General features: G+C 40.6%; 23 protein-coding genes. 6 read left to right on the top strand and 17 right to left on the bottom strand.

The annotated features are described in order from the left end of the window. Positions 1-37 precede the first annotated feature (37 nt). The 4 genes from BST86_RS05230 to BST86_RS05215 are packed head-to-tail and all read left to right on the top strand — an operon-like array spanning position 38 to position 4,174. Complete coding sequence (locus BST86_RS05230) at positions 38-580, top strand: hypothetical protein (RefSeq protein ID WP_105982354.1); 543 nt, start codon at positions 38-40, stop codon at positions 578-580. Continuing rightward, positions 581-1,327: a 3-oxoacyl-[acyl-carrier-protein] reductase gene (fabG, locus tag BST86_RS05225; RefSeq protein WP_105982353.1), complete on the top strand. Its 747-nt coding sequence runs from the start codon at positions 581-583 to the stop codon at positions 1,325-1,327. A gap of 5 nt (positions 1,328-1,332) precedes the next feature. Then, on the top strand, positions 1,333-3,354 hold the full coding sequence (locus BST86_RS05220; protein ID WP_242446467.1) for a hypothetical protein: 2,022 nt from the start codon (positions 1,333-1,335) through the stop codon (positions 3,352-3,354). Between the two features lie 10 nt (positions 3,355-3,364). Next, complete coding sequence (locus tag BST86_RS05215) at positions 3,365-4,174, top strand: prohibitin family protein (RefSeq protein ID WP_055412805.1); 810 nt, start codon at positions 3,365-3,367, stop codon at positions 4,172-4,174. Between the two features lie 51 nt (positions 4,175-4,225). Here the strand turns inward: BST86_RS05215 and BST86_RS05210 are convergent, their stop codons facing one another. The 4 genes from BST86_RS05210 to BST86_RS05195 all read right to left on the bottom strand — a co-directional run bounded on the left by BST86_RS05210 (position 4,226) and on the right by BST86_RS05195 (position 8,510). Continuing rightward, positions 4,226-4,792, bottom strand: coding sequence for a hypothetical protein (locus tag BST86_RS05210; RefSeq protein ID WP_146126716.1), 567 nt, complete (start codon positions 4,790-4,792; stop codon positions 4,226-4,228). 5 nt (positions 4,793-4,797) lie between these two features. Further along, positions 4,798-5,877, bottom strand: a complete 1,080-nt coding sequence (locus BST86_RS05205; RefSeq protein ID WP_146126715.1) for an OmpA family protein — start codon at positions 5,875-5,877, stop codon at positions 4,798-4,800. 63 nt (positions 5,878-5,940) lie between these two features. Continuing rightward, on the bottom strand, positions 5,941-6,345 hold the full coding sequence (locus tag BST86_RS05200) for a thiol-disulfide oxidoreductase DCC family protein (protein WP_105982350.1): 405 nt from the start codon (positions 6,343-6,345) through the stop codon (positions 5,941-5,943). Beyond that, a complete protein-coding gene (locus BST86_RS05195; protein ID WP_105982349.1) occupies positions 6,345-8,510 on the bottom strand; it encodes an endonuclease MutS2 in 2,166 nt (721 codons plus the stop codon). The genes BST86_RS05200 and BST86_RS05195 overlap by 1 nt, the downstream gene beginning before the upstream one ends. 157 nt (positions 8,511-8,667) lie before the next feature. On the opposite strand from BST86_RS05195, the gene ung reads away from it, so the two are divergent. Beyond that, entirely contained in the window at positions 8,668-9,339 is a 672-nt protein-coding gene (ung, locus tag BST86_RS05190) for a uracil-DNA glycosylase (protein ID WP_105982348.1), read from the top strand. A gap of 1 nt (position 9,340) precedes the next feature. Here ung and BST86_RS05185 read toward each other — a convergent pair whose 3' ends face one another. From BST86_RS05185 to BST86_RS05155, 7 genes are all read right to left on the bottom strand, one after another. Beyond that, positions 9,341-10,213: a substrate-binding domain-containing protein gene (locus BST86_RS05185; protein WP_105982347.1), complete on the bottom strand. Its 873-nt coding sequence runs from the start codon at positions 10,211-10,213 to the stop codon at positions 9,341-9,343. Then, on the bottom strand, positions 10,210-12,264 hold the full coding sequence (gene ppk1, locus BST86_RS05180; protein ID WP_105982346.1) for a polyphosphate kinase 1: 2,055 nt from the start codon (positions 12,262-12,264) through the stop codon (positions 10,210-10,212). The genes BST86_RS05185 and ppk1 overlap by 4 nt, the downstream gene beginning before the upstream one ends. Before the next feature lie 25 nt (positions 12,265-12,289). Next, positions 12,290-13,168 (bottom strand): nucleoside phosphorylase, encoded by an 879-nt coding sequence (locus BST86_RS05175; protein WP_105982345.1) that lies wholly within the window; start codon positions 13,166-13,168, stop codon positions 12,290-12,292. Further along, on the bottom strand, positions 13,161-13,556 hold the full coding sequence (locus tag BST86_RS05170; RefSeq protein WP_105982344.1) for a Rid family detoxifying hydrolase: 396 nt from the start codon (positions 13,554-13,556) through the stop codon (positions 13,161-13,163). The genes BST86_RS05175 and BST86_RS05170 overlap by 8 nt, the downstream gene beginning before the upstream one ends. 85 nt (positions 13,557-13,641) lie before the next feature. Next, positions 13,642-14,790, bottom strand: a complete 1,149-nt coding sequence (locus tag BST86_RS05165; RefSeq protein WP_105982343.1) for a peptidylprolyl isomerase — start codon at positions 14,788-14,790, stop codon at positions 13,642-13,644. A gap of 72 nt (positions 14,791-14,862) precedes the next feature. Continuing rightward, a complete protein-coding gene (gldI, locus tag BST86_RS05160; RefSeq protein WP_105982342.1) occupies positions 14,863-15,423 on the bottom strand; it encodes a gliding motility-associated peptidyl-prolyl isomerase GldI in 561 nt (186 codons plus the stop codon). After that, the gene (locus BST86_RS05155; RefSeq protein ID WP_105982341.1) at positions 15,392-16,417 is read right to left on the bottom strand and encodes a DHH family phosphoesterase; all 1,026 of its coding nucleotides are present in this window, start codon (positions 16,415-16,417) and stop codon (positions 15,392-15,394) included. The genes gldI and BST86_RS05155 overlap by 32 nt, the downstream gene beginning before the upstream one ends. Before the next feature lie 144 nt (positions 16,418-16,561). On the opposite strand from BST86_RS05155, the gene BST86_RS05150 reads away from it, so the two are divergent. Continuing rightward, complete coding sequence (locus BST86_RS05150; RefSeq protein ID WP_105982340.1) at positions 16,562-16,981, top strand: nucleoside-diphosphate kinase; 420 nt, start codon at positions 16,562-16,564, stop codon at positions 16,979-16,981. Positions 16,982-17,066: 85 nt separating this feature from the next. Here the strand turns inward: BST86_RS05150 and BST86_RS05145 are convergent, their stop codons facing one another. Genes BST86_RS05145 through BST86_RS05120 form a run of 6 tightly spaced genes read right to left on the bottom strand, consistent with a single transcriptional unit; the run spans position 17,067 to position 20,459 of the window. Continuing rightward, positions 17,067-17,288: a hypothetical protein gene (locus BST86_RS05145; protein ID WP_105982339.1), complete on the bottom strand. Its 222-nt coding sequence runs from the start codon at positions 17,286-17,288 to the stop codon at positions 17,067-17,069. After that, positions 17,281-17,727, bottom strand: coding sequence for a hypothetical protein (locus tag BST86_RS05140; RefSeq protein ID WP_105982338.1), 447 nt, complete (start codon positions 17,725-17,727; stop codon positions 17,281-17,283). The genes BST86_RS05145 and BST86_RS05140 overlap by 8 nt, the downstream gene beginning before the upstream one ends. Then, positions 17,706-18,290: a Maf family nucleotide pyrophosphatase gene (locus tag BST86_RS05135; RefSeq protein ID WP_105982337.1), complete on the bottom strand. Its 585-nt coding sequence runs from the start codon at positions 18,288-18,290 to the stop codon at positions 17,706-17,708. The genes BST86_RS05140 and BST86_RS05135 overlap by 22 nt, the downstream gene beginning before the upstream one ends. Next, the gene (locus BST86_RS05130; RefSeq protein ID WP_242446466.1) at positions 18,291-19,193 is read right to left on the bottom strand and encodes a geranylgeranylglycerol-phosphate geranylgeranyltransferase; all 903 of its coding nucleotides are present in this window, start codon (positions 19,191-19,193) and stop codon (positions 18,291-18,293) included. Next, positions 19,190-19,723 carry a KdsC family phosphatase gene (locus BST86_RS05125; protein WP_105982335.1) on the bottom strand — a complete coding sequence of 178 codons (534 nt, stop codon included), beginning with the start codon at positions 19,721-19,723 and terminating at the stop codon, positions 19,190-19,192. Before BST86_RS05125 ends, BST86_RS05130 begins: the two co-directional genes overlap by 4 nt. Then, positions 19,707-20,459 (bottom strand): Rossmann-like and DUF2520 domain-containing protein, encoded by a 753-nt coding sequence (locus BST86_RS05120; protein WP_105982334.1) that lies wholly within the window; start codon positions 20,457-20,459, stop codon positions 19,707-19,709. Before BST86_RS05120 ends, BST86_RS05125 begins: the two co-directional genes overlap by 17 nt. Between the last annotated feature and the right edge of the window lie 82 nt (positions 20,460-20,541).

The raw sequence follows: 20,541 nt of genomic DNA, 5'->3' as shown, positions 1-20,541 counted from the left end.
CTTTGCTAAATGTAGCCAACCATTAAAATTCCCCTTTATGTCTAACTATAAAATTAGTGAGGAAATTGCGGTCAAGATGAAACTGCATTACCAGCAAGAGTATTCACAAACTTTGGAAAAACTTGCAGAGTTAAAATCCATCCTAGAAGAATTGTCTGGTGTGGATACAGGAGTTGTTGAATCTCAGTCTAAATCTTCAGCAGAAGATGTGTCACCACAAAATGATCGTGGTAGGCGAGAAGAAACTGCAGACAAACCTAAACGTAAGTACAAGAAAAAGCCAGGACGTAAATCCATTTGGGGGAAATTTATACTTTCTCGACTTAAAGCAACTCGTACACCATTGTCTTATGACGATATGACGAGTCATGCTATTGCCATCAAAAATATTGAGCCTACGCAATTTGATAAGATTCGTAAGAAAATCATCGCAGCAGCCTTTGTTTTGAGAACCAAACAAGACAAAATTGACAATTTTGCCATCAAAGGTTCCAGAACAAAATATATGGGTCTCAAGGAATGGTATGAGAGAGAAGGATTATTGAAAGAAGAATATAGAACTAAAATAGTAACAGACTAGATGAAATTACTAGAAGGTAAAAATGTCATTATAACCGGTGCAAGCCGAGGAATAGGTAGTGGTATCGCTAGGGTTTTTGCTAACCATGGCGCAAACGTCGCCTTTACCTACAGCAGCTCAGAAGCTCCAGCGTTAGAATTGGAAAAAGAACTTCAGGGATTGGGCGTCAAGGCAAAGGCTTACAAAAGCAATGCTGCAGACTTTAAAGAATCTCAAGACCTGATTGATCAAGTAGCTAAAGATTTTGACTCCATCGATGTGTTGATCAATAATGCTGGAATCACTAAAGACAATCTCTTGATGCGCATTAGTGAGGAAGATTTTGATAAAGTGATCGAGGTCAACTTGAAGTCCGTTTTTAATATGACTAAAGCGGTGCAGCGCACCATGCTCAAACAACGTCACGGTAGCATCATCAACATGAGTAGTGTGGTAGGTGTTAAGGGTAATGCTGGTCAAACCAATTATGCAGCAAGTAAAGCCGGTATCATAGGATTCACGAAGTCAGTGGCTCTTGAATTGGGTTCTAGAAATATTAGATGTAATGCTATTGCTCCTGGGTTCATAGAAACTGAGATGACTGGCGCACTTAATGAAGATACAGTCAAAAGCTGGAGAGAAGCCATACCGCTCAAACGTGGTGGAACACCAGAAGATGTAGCAAATGCCTGTGTGTTTCTAGCCAGTGAGCTTAGCGCTTACGTGACGGGACAAACCTTGCACGTGGATGGCGGCATGTTGACATAACAAATATGATGGTCTGGATCTGGTTGTTTATTGCGGCAATTGCTGCAGTTCTTATTGCACTGATTCAGTATGATTATTTGTTTTCCAGTAGTAAAAAGAATAGAAAACCGTTGTTTGCCATTTTAAGGGCAGCAACGGTTTTTTGCATCTTGTTGCTTTTTATCAGTCCTAAGTTTGAAAGCACTTCCTATCAAACCATCAAACCGCAACTGGTTTTGATGGCAGACAATAGTCAGTCGATTGTAAATCTGGAATCTGATGAACAATTAGCTGCTGACATTGAACAATTACTGACAGATCCAGAATTGAAGAACAAATTTGAAATTATTCCCTACAAGTTTTCTGATGGGATTTCTTTGTCAGATTCCTTGAATTTTAAAGGAGTTGCGAGTGATATTTCTGCGGCTGTGGAGCAACCACAACAGCTTTTTAGAAATAGAAACAAGGCCATTGTGTTGATGACTGATGGTAACCAAACTCTGGGTTCCAACTATCGATATAGTAAAATTGATTCTAAATCACACGTATATCCAGTCGTTTACGGCGACACCACGAGATATCCAGACCTTAGAATCAATCAGGTAAACGTGAATCGATACAGTTATCTCAATAACGAGTATCCCGTAGAAATTTTGGTGAGCTATACGGGTGACGATCCGGTAACGACCACTTTTAGGATCGTCAATAATAACGCCACGTTATATCAGGAGAAACTAAGTTTTGATTCCGAAAAATCTTCTGCCATCATCAATGTACAGCTCAAAAGTACAGCCATCGGTCTGCAAAAAATGGTTGCACAGTTGGATCCCATAACCCAAGAGAAAAATATAACAAACAATAGACGTGATTTTGCTGTAGAAGTCATTGATCAGCAGTCTAAAATATTGATTTTAAGCAATATCGTCCATCCAGATATCGCTGCGCTCAAAAAGGCCATCGAGTCCAACAGGCAACGTACCGTTGAGATCAAGAAGACATCAGACTCCTATGATATCAATGACTACAACCTTGTGATTTTGTATGGTATGGATTCCGCTTTCGCGAAAGCGAACTCTACTATAAACAACTTGCAAAAAAACACATGGCTCATTTTAGGACCCAAGCCTAATCTAGGTTTTCTAAACAGTACATCCGAAGCATTTCAAATTGAGAATTACCCACAAAGTGATGACGTACAGCCTATTTTGAATGAGGCGTATACCAATTTTAATCTAGAATCCTTTGATTTTGAAGATTATCCACCAGTGACGTCACCATTTGGTCAAATCATTCCTAGAGAATCATTGAGTGTTTTGATGTATAAACAAATAGGATCAGTCACTACAGACCAACCGTTGTGGTTTACCTATGAAAACGCAACTGGTAAACATGCCGTTTTTACGGGAAGTGGCCTGTGGCGATGGAGAGCCCAGAGTTACCTAGCGGAAAAGGATTTCAGAAATTTTGATGATCTCATCAATTCCCAAATCCAATTTCTCGCCAGCAACAAGAAAAGAGATCGATTGGATGTGGATTCCAAGACTTTTTATTTTGAAAATGAACGCATCTTAATTTCTGCGCAGTATTTGAATAAAAATTATGAGTTTATTACTGATGGTGTTCTTAATATGACCATCACAAATGATGCTTCACAGGACCAACTGGTACGTCCTTTTGTGCTTTCTGGAAATTCCTATCAGGTAGATTTGAGCGGTTTACCAGCAGGAGATTACAGCTTTAGTGTGAATGCTGCTGGGGAAAATTTGAGCCGATCAGGTGCCTTTTCAATTTTGGAATTTAATATTGAGCAACAATTTGTCAATGCAGACTATTCATCTTTACAGTCTATTGCCACAGATGATCAAGTTTTTTACGGAAAGGAAATAGATAAACTCAAGACCAAGTTATTAAGTGATACCTTGCTGCAGGATGTGGAAAGAAGTGAAGTTACCTATGAGTCACTAATTGACTGGAAAATCCTACTGGCTATCATATTACTATTACTTTCTGCGGAATGGTTCCTAAGAAAATATAACGGATTAATTTAAAAAATTACAAATGGAGAGATTACCTAGAGCTGCAATATTTATCATTATTGGAGTCGTTTTATTTATTATAGTTTTAATCAAAAGTGCCGTCGTTATTGACGCAGGTCAAGCTGGTGTTCTTTTTAAATTGAGTGATGGAGTTGAATTAGAAAACACCTATGGCGAAGGTTTTCAAATCATAGCTCCATGGAATGATATGATCATCTTTCCAGTACGTCAATTGTCCATTAGTGACAGAATGAACGTTTTATCTGTGAATGGACTAGAGGTTTCAGTAGATGCCACCGTATGGTATCAACCTGAATATGACAAGTTACCTTATCTCTATAAAGAAAAAGGAAGAGATTATGTCAACGAGATTCTTTCTCCTGCGATTAGTGCTGCAGCTCGTAGTGTTGTGGGACGTTATACTCCAGAGCAATTGTATTCCAGCAAACGTGATGTGATACAAGCAGAAATTCTAGATGAAGTCCGTAAAGAGTTGGAATCTCAATATGTGCAAGTCAACAGAGTGCTTGTAAAGGATGTAACGCTGCCCGAAAAAATCAAGGAAGCGATCGAGCGTAAATTGCGTCAAGAACAGGAATCTTTGGAATATGAGTTCCGTCTTACTAAAGCAACCAAAGAAGCCGAGCGTCAAAAAATCGATGCGGAAGGTAAAGCGGTGGCCAATCAAATCTTAAGCGCATCACTTACAGACAAAATTTTGACGGAAAAAGGTATAGAGGCGACTCTTAAATTAGCCGAATCACCTAATGCCAAAGTGGTAGTCGTAGGTTCTGGTGATAGTGGTTTACCGATCATCTTAGGCAACCAGTAAAGAAAAGAAGTTATCAGTATTTTGTGAATCAGGCATGAGAGCTTTAAGCTTTTATGCCTGATTTTCTTTTTCAGTCAATTTCTTGGCTTGACCTTTCCAGTCATCTCTATGGATACGCCCTGGAAAGAAATCAATTAGTGCGGTGATGGCTTCCATGTCTTTATCAGACATATTAGCTAACTGACTGAAATTATAGATCCCGATGGAATTGAGCTTTTCTTCTATAAAGGGACCAATACCAATGATCTTTTGAAAATCATCTTTGTTATGGCGATCGCCACGGCCAATGGATTCAAAATCTAACTTCTCTTCAGCTAAAGACATCTTTGCATCATTGCTCAAGGATCCAGAACGTTCTCTGGTCTTTAGGGCTCTAATAGGTCCAGGACGGCTTAATTCGTCTATTTCAATGCGCTTTTTATCCTGTTTATCTTCATTAGCATCTTGTTCTGCTGGCTTTGGTGTGGAACTGGCGAGAGGTACAACAACCTTCTCTGTTTTTACTACCACGGTTTTATTAGATGAATTCCCGAAAAAATAGCCAATGATAAAGGCACCAAAAAGCATGACCACTAGAATTGCATAGAAAGTCCAATTGGTTAGAATATCTTCCATCATAGCTATTATTTGATTACTAGTATTATGCACAAGTTGCTTCCTGATCCACCAGCATTTTGCTCACCGCGAGCCACAGACTGAATGCGGTTGGATGGTATACCACTTTGTAAGAGGATTTTTCTAACAGTGCTGGCATTGTCCCTTGAAATAGCAAAGTTATCCTTACTATCGCCTTCGCTATCCGTATAACTGTATGCGTAAACTTTGCTAGATGGATTTTGATTTAGCAGGCTTTTGATGGTAGTTGCGTATGCTGTAAATTTTTGATCACCGTAAAAGTATTTTTCCTGGAAGCCTGAAGTAAATTTCTTTGAAGCGATGACGGTAGTGGACTCTTTTGGATTGTCTAGCGCTGGGTTTGATTCGTTATCAGCTGTTTGAGATGACGATGGGTTTGAAGTAAATGACCCATTGATTTCCATAGCAACGCCGCCATTAGCAGAACCAGAGCTAAAATTGAGGTTATTTACAGCAGAAGTTGCAATAATTCTGTCTGCTGGAATTCCTGTATTGGTCAATAGTTTTTTTAGATATTCAGCTCTTCCAATTCCTGTATTGGGCGATTCGTTAGGATCAGTATAACCAGTGATTCTAAGAATAGATTGAGGATTTTTGTCTAAAAAAGAGTTGATGCTTATACCGTAATCCCTGCAGGCATAAGGGATTTTCACCCGAACTTGATCTTGAAAAACAACTGAAAAAGAGTTGCACTGAATTAACTGCGTGCCATTAGGCAGTACTACATTAAAAGGAATCGCTGGACGATTTATATTTTCGATTGATGCGCCATCAGTTTCTGCATCAGAATCAGTGAGACCATCAGCATCGACATTATCAGAATTCTGTAGGGAATTATTGATAGAATCATTGTTTACCTCGTCCAATTCACTGGTTACTGATGAGCCTAGATCGGTTGAATCTTCATAGGAAAGATCATCGATCGTTTTTGGATCAATTTCATTCTCTCCAACGATTTCAGGAGAGTTCTCCTTTATGGAATAAGTATCCATGGCATAAGATAGGAGCACTACGCACAAAGCGGCATAGAATAGAAAAACCAATAAGCCTATCAAGAAACTTTTCACTCAAAAAAATTTTCATAAATATAATAGCTTAAACCGTAAGAATGCCAAGATGTTAACTAATACTTAGTCTTGGTCCAGGAACTTGGATTTTAAACTTGGCGTTGGGATCATACAGTTATCCTTCTTACCAAACCAACTGTATCTATTTCTTGCGATAAAATCATAGATGGAGTTGGTTATAAACTTAGGTAAGATGACAAAAGCATACACTAATGATATAGCTCCAGAAAGGTCTTTTGCAATACGTAAAGCAGCACTGGCCTTAATGTAGGCCTTATCGTCTTTGATTAAGATGATGCTGTCAATTTTGGCCGGATCAATCTGATGTTTTGAAAGTAAAGATGTACCTATTTCACTTTGTAAGGCTGCAAATCTAAATTGATCCTTAGGATCATGCTCAATAATAAACGGCACTGCTTTGTTACACAGATTACAAACACCATCAAAAAGCACGATTTTCTTTTCCATTATTTCTTTACTGGTTCTAATTGTTCAAGGCTGACTAAGGTGGTAAACATCCCATAATTGACTGTCGCTTTGCCTTTTTCTATGCTATCAATAGTTCCTATGGATTTTGAGTCGATCAAACGTACCCTTTCGTTCAGCTTAAACGTGTGTTTAGGTTTTTCCTCTACCACAACTTTGGGCTGGGCTGCTTTTCGTTCCTGCCTTATTTTGGTCACCTTTTGAATGACCTCATTTTCCACTTGTTTCTTTTTGCCTTGCTCTTTTTTGGCTTCCGATTTTTTTGCTGGTTTGGGTTGTCGTTTCACGTTTTCAGTGATGACGAGCTTCATGAGTTCGTCCAGCAATAAACGTTTTTTCTTATTGTTTGAAAAGTCCTTAGCCAGCTGATCAAACTTTTTACCCAGCTGAATGTAGCGCTGGTAACTGTCATAGAGTTCTTGAAAATCTTCCAGTTTTTGCTTAACTCGATCCTGAGTGTCCTCTAATTTGTTGGCGGTTTGTGTAGCGCGTACTTCCTTATCTCTCAAAGAAGCGTTGTTCTTACGCAAATCTGAGCGTTCTTTTTGAAGAGCGGCAATGGACTTATCAAAGCGTATTTTACCACGTTCGACTTTCTTTTTGGCCTTATTGATCAATGAATATGGGATCCCATTTTTTTGAGCAACCTCAAAAGTGAACGAACTACCTGCTTCTCCTAGCTGCAACTGGTAAATAGGCTCGAGGGTTTGAGCATCAAACAACATATTGGCATTGGTCATCTCATCCAGCTCGTTGGCCAGCATTTTTAAGTTGGTGTAGTGCGTGGTAATAATCCCGTAGGATTTTCTCGCATAAAGCTCTTCCAGCATGCTTTCTGCTAGAGCACCACCCAATTCTGGGTCAGAGCCTGTACCAAATTCATCGATAAGGAAAAGCGTCCTATCATCTGCTTTGCGCAAAAAGCCTCTCATGTTCTTTAAGCGATAACTATAAGTACTTAATTGATTATCGATACTTTGATTATCACCTATATCAGTTAAAATATTATTGAAAAAACAAACCCTACTTTTTTCATGCACCGGTAATAGCATACCAGATTGCAGCATGACCTGCAGTAATCCAATGGTTTTTAATGTGATGGATTTACCACCAGCGTTAGGTCCAGAAATGACAATGATCCTATTTTCAGGAGCCAGTCGTATACTTTGTGGATAGGTTTTTTGGTCGCGTTCTCTGTTGGCTACCATCAGTAATGGATGATAGGCATTTACCAGATCCAGTTCCAGATGATCCACGATAATGGGTAATAACCCATCAATCTTACGCGCATACTTAGCTTTGGCAGCGACGACATCGGTTTGCGTGAGGTACTTCCGTTGTTCCTCAAAATCTTCGGTGAAATAGCGCATGAAATCTGTCAGCTCTTTGAGAATTCGCTGAATTTCTTCGTGTTCCTCAATTTCTAATTCTGACAGCTTTCGCGAAAGCGTCAACACGCGCTCTGGTTCGATGTAGGTGATGCTACCGGTTTTGGAGCTGCCCATGATCTTTCCCTTTACTTTGCGGCGGTGCATGGAACGAACAGCGAGGACGCGACGATTTTCAACAACCGTTTCCCTGATGTCGTCCAAGTATTCCAACTTGAGATAATGAGTCAATGCAGCGCCAAAGCTACCGTTGAGCTGGCCGCGCACGGTATTCATTTCCCTACGCAGGTTTTTAAGTACTGGTGAGGCGTCATCCTTGATCTCTCCAAAACGATCCAAAATCTCATCAACCTTATCCGGCACTTGAGTGTTGTATTCCAGTTCCTTAGTTCTGGCGGCAAGCGCTGGAAACAGCTCTTCGGTTTTTTTGAAGAATTTGATATGCTCATTGACAGATCTAGGCAATACCACCAACTTGCGAATGCTTTCCTTTTCCAAGACGCTATTCTCGATTCCCAATAGTTGCAACTCGCGATCTATGGGATCAAATCCATGATTAGGAATGGCATAGTCAGAAGAAAATGATGACAGGTACTCGCTGGTGTGCGAGAGCGATTCAACAATTGCTTTTCTACCTTCTAGCGGTCTTACTTTTGATAATGCGGCCTTACCGTCGTCTGTACTGCAATAAACGGTGGCTTGCTCGACAACTTTGTCAAACTCAATATCCTGTAATGTCTTTCTGGAAATTTTCCTCATAATCACTAACAAAAATAGGGCAGTAACGCCGTTCCCAACCGCTGATTGGTGGTTTTTTAACGGTGCTTAGATGATATGAAAGATGTTGTGAATACTTTAGTCCAGATCGCTCCAGCGTTATAGGTTCTGGATTGTAACTTTACGGTAAAAGCTTAAGATGCCTGTAAAAATTGAGCCCAGTTGGAAGGAAATGCTGCGAGAGGAATTTAGTAAAGAGTATTTTGAAAACCTTATTGCATTTGTCAAGCAGGAATACGAAACTAAAACCTGTTATCCACCGGGAAATAAAATCTTTGCGGCCTTTGATCGTACACCTTTTGAAGAGGTCAAGGTGATTATTTTAGGACAAGACCCATATCACGGTGCCGGTCAGGCAAATGGTTTATGCTTTTCAGTAGCAGATGGGATGGCGCATCCACCATCACTCATCAATATATTTAAGGAACAGCAACGCGATATTGATTTGAGAAAGCCTTATCCCAAATCAGGCAACCTGGAACACTGGGCAGATCAAGGTGTTTTACTACTCAATGCCACACTCACTGTAGAAGCTGGAAAGGCCGGTAGCCATCAGAAAAAAGGTTGGGAACAATTCACAGATCATGTCATTAAAACTCTTGCCGAGGAACGTGAGAAGCTTGTTTTTATGCTTTGGGGAAGTTTTGCCAAAAGCAAGCTCAAATTCATCAATGAGAAAAAGCACTTTGTGCTCACTTCTGGACATCCATCACCATTAAGTGCCAATCGTGGCTACTGGTTTGACAACAAGCATTTCTCCAGATGCAACCGCTATTTGCAGGAGCAAGGCAAGAAGCCTATTGATTGGTAATTTATTCTTCCTCGTCAGGAAATGGTAGATCGTATAACAAATCTTCCAGTCTTATAGGCTCTTTTGAAATGCCTACATTCATGAACTGCTCACTGATCTTTGCAACCGTCTTTGCGTTTAATTGCTGGTCGGTAAACTCTGTTCTTAATAGCCATTGTTGTACGTCACCAACTTGCAGATCGTAATGTGAAGCAATAGTACGGTCAATGCTTGGAATCTCTTTAAAATCAGCGGAATACTTATTAATGATTTGTAGCATTTTGATCAGTGCTTCCTGCTTTTCTGCAATGCATTGATCTGTTGCTGCAATAACAAAACTGGGCCATGGCGTTGCGATGGTTTCCAATCGTTTGAAAATACCTTGATCTACATAAGGCTGCGTCATATAACGTTCCCAGAGAAACAATTGCGCTTGTCCTGTACTCAAGGATTTTACGGCGCCATCTAGCGTGTTGACCAGGTCAAATTTTAATTCTTCAGGATTCCAGTCGTGTCGCTTTGCAAGTAGAAAACTCATCAAATGCGAACCACTGCCATAACGACTTATGGCGATGACTGGATCGTGAAGCTGGGCCGTATCCTCTGCAATGAGGTTTGCAGGCGCATGAACGCCCCATAATAAAGGTGATTTCACATACACCTGAAGGATTTTGGACGGATTTCCTGCCGTTATATCCTTGATGATCCCATCTGTCAAAATACAGGCGACATCAAGCTCGCCATCACGCAGCGCTTGGCACATTCTACCAGTACCTTCTGGTATGTCCTGCCAGTTTAATTCTATGTTCGCTTTCGCGAAAGCGTCATCCTCAATAGCAAGGTGCCACGGTAAATTGAAATGTTCTGGAACGCCACCTATATTGATCGTTGTCATATTTGTGCCTGGTGTTTGTTTTTTAAATATTTATAAACCTCTTCTTGGGAGCGAACGATGTTATTCTCATCGGTCTCTACAAAAGGATTGTCTTCTTCAGGCGTGTGAATGCGTGCCTTGACGTTATCATTGAGTTGGATTTCAAGAATCTCGTCCAGCTCCTTGAAAATATCGTCGTCGTAAATAGGAGCGAGGACCTCTATGCGACGATCCAGATTACGGGACATCCAGTCTGCACTGCCCATAAACATGAGCGGCTCACCGTTATTGTGAAACTTATAAATCCTGCCGTGCTCCAGATATCGATCTACAATCGAGGTCATGTAAATGTTCTCACTTATTTGATCCAATTGTGGGATGAGACTTGAAAAGCCACGCACGATCAATCTAATTTTAACTCCAGCTTGACTGGCTTTATAGAGTAGATTGATCATTCCAGGATCTTCCAGCTGATTCATTTTTGCAGTGATTTTGGCTGGTTTTCCTGCTTTAGCCGCATCAATTTCCTTGCGAATCAAATCTTCAAAAGTTCTTCTTGTGGTAAACGGAGAAATGAGCAAATGTTTGGCCCTAGGAATAATTAATTTGCCTTCCAGTACCTTGAAAACGCGCGATAGATCTTTGGTAACCTGTTTATTTGCGGTAAACAAGCCATGGTCGCAGTAGATCTTTGAGGTTTTGGCGTTGAAATTTCCTGTACCTATGTAAGCGTACCGCTTCAGCTTATTTTTCTCACGGCGCAGTACAAGCAATACCTTGCTATGGACCTTAATACGCGGATAACTGTAGATGACCTGAGCGCCATGTTCCTCAAAAATACGACCCCATTTGATGTTGTTTTCCTCATCAAATCTTGCTTTGGCTTCTACGAAAACGGTCACTTTTTTTCCATTTTTAAGAGCCGTCAAGAGCGAATCCGTAAGATCACTTTCATCTGCTACGCGATACAAGCTTATTTTGATTTCTTCTACTTGATCGTCTGTGGAGCTTTGATCAATGAATTTTTGAACATAGTCAAAGGACATGAACGGAAAGTGAACCAATTGATCCTTTTCCTTAATTACATCAAAATAATTCTTACCATGCAATCCTGAATGCTCAATAACCTTCATTTCTGGAGCATGTAGCTCTGGATTGTTGGTAGGATCTGGAAAACCAAAGAAATCATCAAAATTGTGATAAGCGCCACCAGCCACCATATCGATTTTGCCTAATCCTAGGCTTTTTCTAATATTCTTCCGCACCTCTTTAGGCATGGCCTCGTCGTAAAGGAATCGGGTAGGTTGACCATCCGTACGTTGAGCGAGAGATTCGTAAATCTTGTCTGCTAGTTCGCCTTCAAGTTCCTGATCCAGATATAATTCTGCATCTCTAGACAACTTGACCGAATAGCAACCTGTAATCGTTTCTTCTTCAAATAGATGTGGGAGCTTCAATTTAATAATATCATCCAGAAAACAGATGTAAAATTTTCCATCTTCTTGAGCGATCTCAATAAACCGCTGATCTTCATTTGATGGAACCTTGACAATACCGTATTTAGAATCATCCTTAAATGTTACGAGCAGATAGATATGCTGATTCTCTAGGAAAATATCGCTGTGCTTACTGGCTTCCACTAATTCTGAATGGACCAGGCTCTTTAAATTCTTTTCAAAATAATGAAGCGCTTCTTTTTTGAATTTGTCCTGCAGCTCATCTTTTTTAAGAAGAATGATGTTGTGCTTAGCCAAATCAGGGACAATTTGGTCAAAGAAAATATCACCTAGCCATTGCTGTTGCTCATGAACCTTTTGCAGTAATTGTTTGACAAACTTGGATGGCCGTAGTGCTAGTTTTTTGCGTAAGCTTTTATCAACCCTTTTAAGCTGCCGCAGTTGTGACACCCGAACCCGAAAATACTCATCGAGATTGGAAGAAAAAATTGCAATGAACTTCAAACGTTCATATAGCGGATTGCTAGTATCTGCAGCTTCTTGCAGCACGCGATCATTGAAGCTAAGCCAATTGATATCTCTGTGCTGATACGGATAATCCTTTAGTTTTTCCACGAGCGTTTTATATGAACTCAAATTTCTAAATACTTAATATGCGATCTAACGTAAACTGAATCAACTTATCAACCGTCTTGTTGGGCGTTTTGGAAAAATCTCCTGTAGCTCTATTAGCTAGAACCGCATTCAAAGAAACTGCTCTATGTCCCAGCAATGCTGCCATGGCATATATACCAGAAGTTTCCATTTCTAGATTGGTAATTTGGTGACCGTTAAATGAAAAATTGGAGATGAGTTGCTTTAATTCCTTATTGGATGGTGCCAACCTTAATCTACGGGACTGTGGACCGTAAAAACCAACGTTGGTAACCGTGGTACCGTTTAGCATTTCAATCGTCTGAAAGTGTTTTGCAAGTTCCCTATTACACTGGACAATATACGGTGTAGCCATATCATCAGATAACTTAAGTTCTTTGATAAGTGCATCTGTAAATTCTTTATCCTCAATATCATTGTCATACCAGTGCAATAAACTGTCAAAGCCTATACCGCGTTGGGAAAGAAGGAATGAATCAATGGGAATATTGGGCTGTACGGCACCTGTCGTACCTATACGTATGATATCAAGAGAGGTGAGATTCTCCTTGATCTGTCGAGTTTCAAAGTCAATATTGACCAAAGCATCCAATTCATTAAACACGATATCAATATTATCCGTTCCTATTCCGGTAGAAATGACACTGACAGGTTTGCCTTGATAAGTTCCAGTATGTGTATGAAATTCTCTTTTGGCTACTTTATGCTCAATGAAATCAAAGTACTTGGAGACTTCAGGAACACGTTCTGGATCGCCAACGGTGATGATGGTATGGGCAAGTTGATCAGGTCTTAAATTCAAATGATAAATACTACCATCATTATTTAGGATCAACTCAGAATCAGAAAAGGTTGTCTTATCCATTGATCGCGATAGCTGAAATTTCTACATTCACATACTTTGGCAAGTTTGCCACTTCTACTGTTTCCCTTGCTGGTGCGGTGGCTTCATCAAAGTAGCTGCCATACACCTTATTCACTATAGCAAAGTTTTTCATGTCGCTTAAAAAAATGCTGGTCTTGACCACGTGATCAAAACTCATTCCAGCAGCTTTAAGGACTTCTTGTAGGTTTTTCATCACTAAATGAGTTTCCTTTTCAAGATCACTGATATCTAGATTTCCAGTAGATGGATCAATGGCAATCTGGCCGCTGGTATATAATGTATGTTGGTGCAATCCTCTCCATAAAACCGCTTGATTGTACGGTCCTATGGGATTGGGCGCTGTCTTAGTGTATATAATTTCCTTCATGTCGATAAATATAATGGTTTATGGTAGAGCAAAAAAAAACGCACCATTTTCGGGCGCGTTTTTACAATAGATTTAGCTTTTTAGGCTATTGATCGGCTTCCATGAGTTCCATCTCAAAGATGATGTTTGAGTTAGGTGGTATAGGACCGTTTCCAGCCTCACCATAGGCAAACTCTGCAGGAATAAAGGCTACGATTTTGTCACCATAATTCATGGATAATAATGCATCTCTAAAACCAGGAATCGCTGCCGCTTGCTTGCTGTACTGCACTGGAATAGCTCTGTACATATTGGCTCTTTCCTTATTAGGGTTGACCGCATCAAATTCTTGAGCTATTTCAATACTGCTACTATCAAAGAGATTACCGTTTTCTAAAAATCCAGAATATTCCAATAAAACTCTAGTTCCTTCTTCTGGTTTACCGCCATTGCCTTTCTCGATGGAATATACCATTACGCTGCTGTTGGGCAACTTACTGGCTTTAGCTTTCATCTCAGCAAATTCATTTGCTTTTGCTTCACGCTTTGCGGGTGCTGCCGCGCGACGGTCTTCTGCTAGTTTTTGTGCGGCGATACGCTCTTGTTCTGCAAGTTCCTGACCTTCTTTAAAAGTCTTTACGGCATCCCATTTTTTGGCTTCTTTACCTTTTCTAATGATTCTCACTTTTTTCATTATAACGCTATCCACTGGACGATTGTCTCTAGGATTAGTCGCTACCGTCGATATGGAGTCGATTACGGCAAGTCCTTCTATTACTTTACCAAAAACGTTATAACCACCATCCAGATTTGCATTGGGCTCGTCCATGATAAAGAACTGGCTACCATTAGTACCAGGTCCAGCATTTGCCATGGAAAGAATTCCTTTTTCATCGTGCTTTAAAGTGTCGACGATTTCTTGAGCAAATTGGTAACCTGTTTGACCAGAACCTGTACCCGTATAGTCACCACCTTGGATCATGAAACTATCAATGACCCTATGAAAGATCAATCCATCATAGAAAGGTTTTCCTTTAAGACTGTCCAGTACGTACTCGTGATTACCTTCGGTAAGTGCGACAAAGTTTGCCACTGTAGTAGGTGCAGCTTCATAATAAAGCTCTGCCAGCATGGTTCCTTTGGTAGTCTGGAATTCTGCATAAATGCCGTCCTCCATGTCTGGATACTCGTTTTTACAGGACGCTGCAGTTAATATGATGGCTAGAATAAGTAGTAAGCCGTGAATTTTCTTCATTTTCAAAAATTTAATTAGAATTATAGGGTTTGTGGTTGAGTTCGCTTTCGCGAAAGCGAAACAAATTTAATATTAATTACTCTTATCAATCTCCAGCAATTTAACCGTGCTTTTGATAGGTGTATGCAAGCCTATCCTTTTTTCATCGCCATAGAAACCATAGGCCGTGTACGACGGGAAATAAAAGACGACTTCATCATTTTCCTGCATCAATTTAAGACCTTCACGCAAGCCTTTGAAGATGCCGTATTCCTGTTCCAGACTTTTAGTGACCGGTGAGAGTTCTTCCTTGCTATAAATGGTCTCGCCGTCAATAGTCTCGATGTTGTATTCAAAAGTCACGCGATCGCCAAATTCTGGACGGTCACCAGCAATGCTGTCCTGGACAATAAAACGGTAATAAAATCCATTAGAAGACCTCACAAATTCTGTAGAATCTGCCTTGATTAGTTTTTCTATATAGGCTTCTTCGGCAGCGTTTCTTTGTTTGTTGAGCTCGATGGAGAAATCAGTCTTGGTGCTGGTTTTACGCTCGATGGGCTCACGCGCCTCCAGGTTTTTGCAACTGATCAAAAACCCGACAAGTAGCGTCAGTACGAGACTATATTTGAGTATCCTGTAGGGCTTTTTCATAGTCGCGCAATATAAGGATTAATTTGTCTTTAGTTTCTTGCATGCTTAGTTCTGACCTGCCGCCAGCCGCATTCTTGTGACCGCCGCCATTCCAGTGTTTTCGGGCCATTTCATTGACGTCAAAATCACCTTTGGACCTAAGGGACGTCTTTATGATGCTCTCATCCTTTTTCTCGATAAAGATCTGTGCAAATACTACGTCGTCGAGACTCAAGGCATAATTAACGAAGCCTTCAGTATCGCCTTTTTGGTAATTGTTGTCGTCCAGTTCTTGTTGTGTCAAGGTGATAAAGGCAGTTCTATATTTAGGTAGAACGGTGAGATTGTTAAGTGCCACACCCAATAATTTCATTCTTGATGGTGTGTTCACGTCATAGATCTTGCGGTTGATGGCCTCGCTATCGGCACCTTTATCTATCAGGTTAGCTGCCACGCGCAGCGTCGTAGATGTTGTGGATCTATATTTGAAACTGCCCGTATCCGTCAAAATACCAGTATATAGACTTGTGGCCATGGCAGCATCGATTTGATCCAAGGCATCCATCTTATCCAAAAAGTGATACATCATCTCACAGGTACTACTCATACTGGTGTCGCTATACATATAGGTAGCAAAATCATCAGGCTGCTGGTGATGATCAATCATCACAAAGGTCGCATTAGATTGTGATAGCGGTGATTCCATATCACCCGTTCTATGCAAGGCATTATGATCCAGAATAAAAATGAAATCTGCCGCTGCGATAAGCGCGTCAGATTCAGATCTGGTCTGCTCATAGTTCAAAATCTTATCGCTATGCGTCAACCACGACAGAAAGGACGGGAAATCGTTGGGAGAAATCATGCTTACCTCATGATTCTGTTTAACGAGAAAACTATAAAGCGCGGTAATGGAACCAACAGCATCACCGTCCGGACTTTTGTGGGGTACAATGACAATTTTCTGTGGCGTTGATAATTCGGCCTTCAGTTTTTGGATTTCTTCTTTTTGCATAAGGCTGCAAAAATAGGATTTCTAGGCATTTGACGATGGTAGATAAGCAGATATGTGTGAAGTACCTATGGCAAAAAAGCTTAAATACATTGTTTAAAGCCTTTTATATGACGTATTTTTGCACCGCAATTTTAAAAATGAAAAATGGCAACGAATAGAACATTTACAATGATCAAACCTGATGCTGTCGAGGATGGACACATAGGTGCTATACTAGAAAAAATAACAAGCAGTGGTTTTAAGATCGCCGCTTTGAAATTGACACAAATGACTGTGGCAGATGCTGAAGAATTTTATGCCGTTCACAGTGAGCGTCCATTCTTTGGCGAATTGGTAGAATTCATGTCTCGTGGTCCTATTGTGGCTGCAGTGTTAGAGAAAGAAAATGCCGTAGCAGATTTCCGTACCTTGATAGGTGCTACCAACCCATCTGAGGCTGCTGATGGAACCATCAGAAAATTATTTGCCAAAAGTGTAGGAGAGAATGCTGTACACGGTAGCGATAGTGATGAGAATGCAGCGATTGAGGCAGCATTCCACTTTGCAGGAAGAGAGATGTTCTAGAGAACATTCTTTATAAAATTAAAAACCCATCTTGATATTTCAAGATGGGTTTTTTGTTTCAACGCTTTCGCGAAAGCGAATTTATTTAATCCTCGTGACTTTTAAGATCTTTCAATTTATACAAAGTTCGCCACAAATAATACATAGCCATGACCATCAAAGGTGCAATGGTTTGTAGAAATAGCCATGCAAAATTTTTCCAGTTAAAATATTCATACTGGAAATTTATTTCCGAACTATAGAACAGCAGTGATAGAACAGCCGCTGCAATACTTCCAGCCACAAAACCTTTGTAAATTTTATCCATCAATCCTAATCATTTCAAATTCTTCTGGACCATCTGGTGTGTAGGATATGCACTTGTAGCCATAATCCATCACATCAGTAATGACAACTCTCAGGACGCTGGAAACCACGGCCATGTTATCCAGGTTATCGGTATCGGTGATGTGTAGTTCGTATTCACAATCAGTGATCCAGACGACATCGCTGTAAATCTTGAGATCGTCGGTTTTGCTAATTTCCACACTGGTCGTCTCATTGCGATCTATGATCCACTCGCCGTAGGCAGGATTGGCATACTTGAACTTACCCGTTTTAACCGAAGAGCAGTCTAGAACTTCCACCACATCATCTGCGGAAGAGTCCTTATCGTTTTTACAGCTCATGGTAGCCAACATAAGAACCATAAAGAATAGAGTAGAGGCGATGTTGTTTTTCATACTTAGAAATTCTGTGAAAGCCATTCATAGACTTTAGGTAAAGGTAACCCCATCACGTTATAATAGCAACCATCCAACTTTTCAATTCCAGTATAACCTATCCAGTCTTGTATGCCATAGGCGCCGGCGCGATCCATAGGTTGATAGGTATCTACGTAGTAAGATATTTCAGCAGTCGTGAGATTTTTAAAATAGACTTTGGTACAATCGGTTATAGTGTCTTGTTTTTTACTTGTGGTAAAGGTGACCGATGTGTACACTTCATGCATCTTGCCACTCATGGTGGCGAGCATTTCTTTGGCATGCTGTTCGCTTTCTGGTTTGCCAAAAGCCTCGTTTTCCAACCACACAATGGTGTCACTGGTTATCAGCAGCTCATTTTCCTTAACGTCATTCTGAAATGCTTTTGCCTTGAGCGTAGCAAGAAAAGCGCTGATTTCACCAGCCTTTAAGTGATCTTCATAAACTTCATCGACAGGCCTGGTTTCAATTCTAAAATCAATGTCCAGTCCTTTTAGTAATTCTTGCCGGCGTGGCGATTGTGAGGCAAGTATGATGTCTATATGTTGAAGTTTTTCCTGTAACATTTAAAATTTGATTAAGGCGATACCTACTATACCAGTGAGTAAAACCAATTTACAAACCATTGAAAGTGTCGCTAATTCTTTTTTGGATACGGCCGTCCACAGTCTGATTCCCAGAAACATTAACGGCGCCATGATTAAAAACACGATATAGTACAAGGTCACACGGTCTGCAAAAAGCTGATCAAAAACCAGATAACCTATGACCAATACCAAGATAATGGTATAAACGGACAACACTTTCAACGCCCTAGATCGGCCCAGAACTATGGCAAGGCTGTTCCTGCCGGTGGCGTGATCTCCTTTTACATCTTGGCAATCCTTGATGTTTTCTCTTAGGAGATTTACTAAAAATGCAAATAGAGCAAATATCAAGAGATGCTGGAATACAGCTAATTGTATAGCTCTATTTAAATCGGTTATTGCGGGAACCAGTTCAAAAACTGCGGTGATAATCACCACCAGCGCTACCAGTACAGAGATTACCACATTTCCCAAAAGCAGTATTTTCTTTAAGTAGGTCGCATACAAGTAAAGGACAAAGGACACGATGATAAAGATTGCGGCTAGACTAGGTAAGTGCACGCTATTGGCTAAAACAAATCCAGCAATCACGGCAAGGATGGTCAATAGGATGTAAAAATTGAAGGCTTTTTTTTCAGTAATACGTTTGCCCACGATCACCTTTTCCGGTTTGTTGAGCATATCTGTAGCAACGTCATAAATGTCGTTGATCACGTTACCACTCGCTGTTAGCAAAGCGGTGGCCAGTAGCAATAATAAGACCTGCCAAGATTCTAAAGCCAACGAAGCCTGCGTCTGCGGTAAATAGCCATAAATAATGACCAGCTGAGTAAGAATGGTCATCAACACATTAGGCCATCGAGTAAGTTTTAAGTATATCAACTGCTAGCGGCATTTTTACCATATTCCACCTTCCATTTGCCATGCACTTTCATGACTTGCTCAATGACATCGCGTACACAGGCATCGCCACCTTTTTTGTGGGAAATATAATCGCAAACCGCTTTGACTTCAGGAATGGCATCTTGTGGACAAGTAGCCAGTCCTACATGTTCTAAAACAGGAACGTCAGGCATATCGTCGCCCATATATAATAGTTCTTCCGCTTTTAAGTCGTGTTTGTCCTTGTATTCCTGGAGTTGCTTCATTTTGTCGTGAGCATCCAGAAACACATCATTGACACCTAAACCCAGTAGTCTGGATTTGACACCTTCATTTTTACCACCAGTTATAATGCAGACCAGGTAACCATTGTTAAGTGCGGTTTTCATTGCATAGCCATCCTTGGCATTCATGGTGCGCAGCAATTCACCACTATCTGAAATTAGCAACCGACCGTCAGTTAACACGCCATCGACGTCAAAAATAAAGGCCTTGATATTGTTGAGCAGTTTCTTATAATTCGTCTTCATAGGTACGTTTGATGGATTCACTTATGGCCAGATACATGGCTTTATCTTCTTGTTTTAATTGCTTCAAATGACGCTCGATGGTTTTTTGGTCACCACGGCGCGCTGGTCCCGTTTGTGCCTCATGAGCGGTTGTGGACTGTGCGTTAGTCAGCGTTTCTGCCATCAATTCATTCAGCAGATCTTGATCGAGGTCGGCATTTTTTAGGATTTCCGCAGATTTTAAATAACAGTGATTGACAAAATTGTTCATATAGACAGCGGCAAGATGAAGCTGTTGTCGTTGCGTGGAATTGATATGAGTTCGCTTTCGCGAAAGCGTACCAGCCACCAACCTCAATTTTTCATCTATATCAGCTGAGTTAGATTCCAGGCATACGGTAACTTCTTCCAAAGCCGCTCGTCGGTATTTGGTAAAAGTTTGCGGGATGTAGAGAACACCATGCTGCTCCTGCCGTGCCAAAGCATTCATGGGTACACTACCGCTGGTATGCGCCACGGCCTGATCTTGAGGTATGACCTGACTTACTTCTTGAATCGCATCGTCTGGTACCGCGATGATGTAAAGGTCGCATGGCGGCCAGTTTTCTTTGAACAATGGTGCATTGATTTCTGAAAGTTTGGAACCGCTTTGATTCGTATATCCAACAAGCTTGACTTGAGAATCTACAGCCGTTTCCAGCGTGCTACACAATTGCGTTCCCAGATTACCGGTACCTATGACAAAAACAGTGATCATACTGTAAAAATAGGAAGTAACAAGCGACAGACAAGGTATGGCAATGCGGCTTTTGTAAAGTATCTTTGCACACCTTTAAATA

Origin of the sequence: Nonlabens agnitus (assembly GCF_002994045.1) — a bacterium.
GTDB lineage: Bacteria > Bacteroidota > Bacteroidia > Flavobacteriales > Flavobacteriaceae > Nonlabens > Nonlabens agnitus.
The sequence above is the reverse complement of the archived record's forward strand: the minus strand, read 5'-3'. Positions and strand labels throughout refer to the sequence as shown.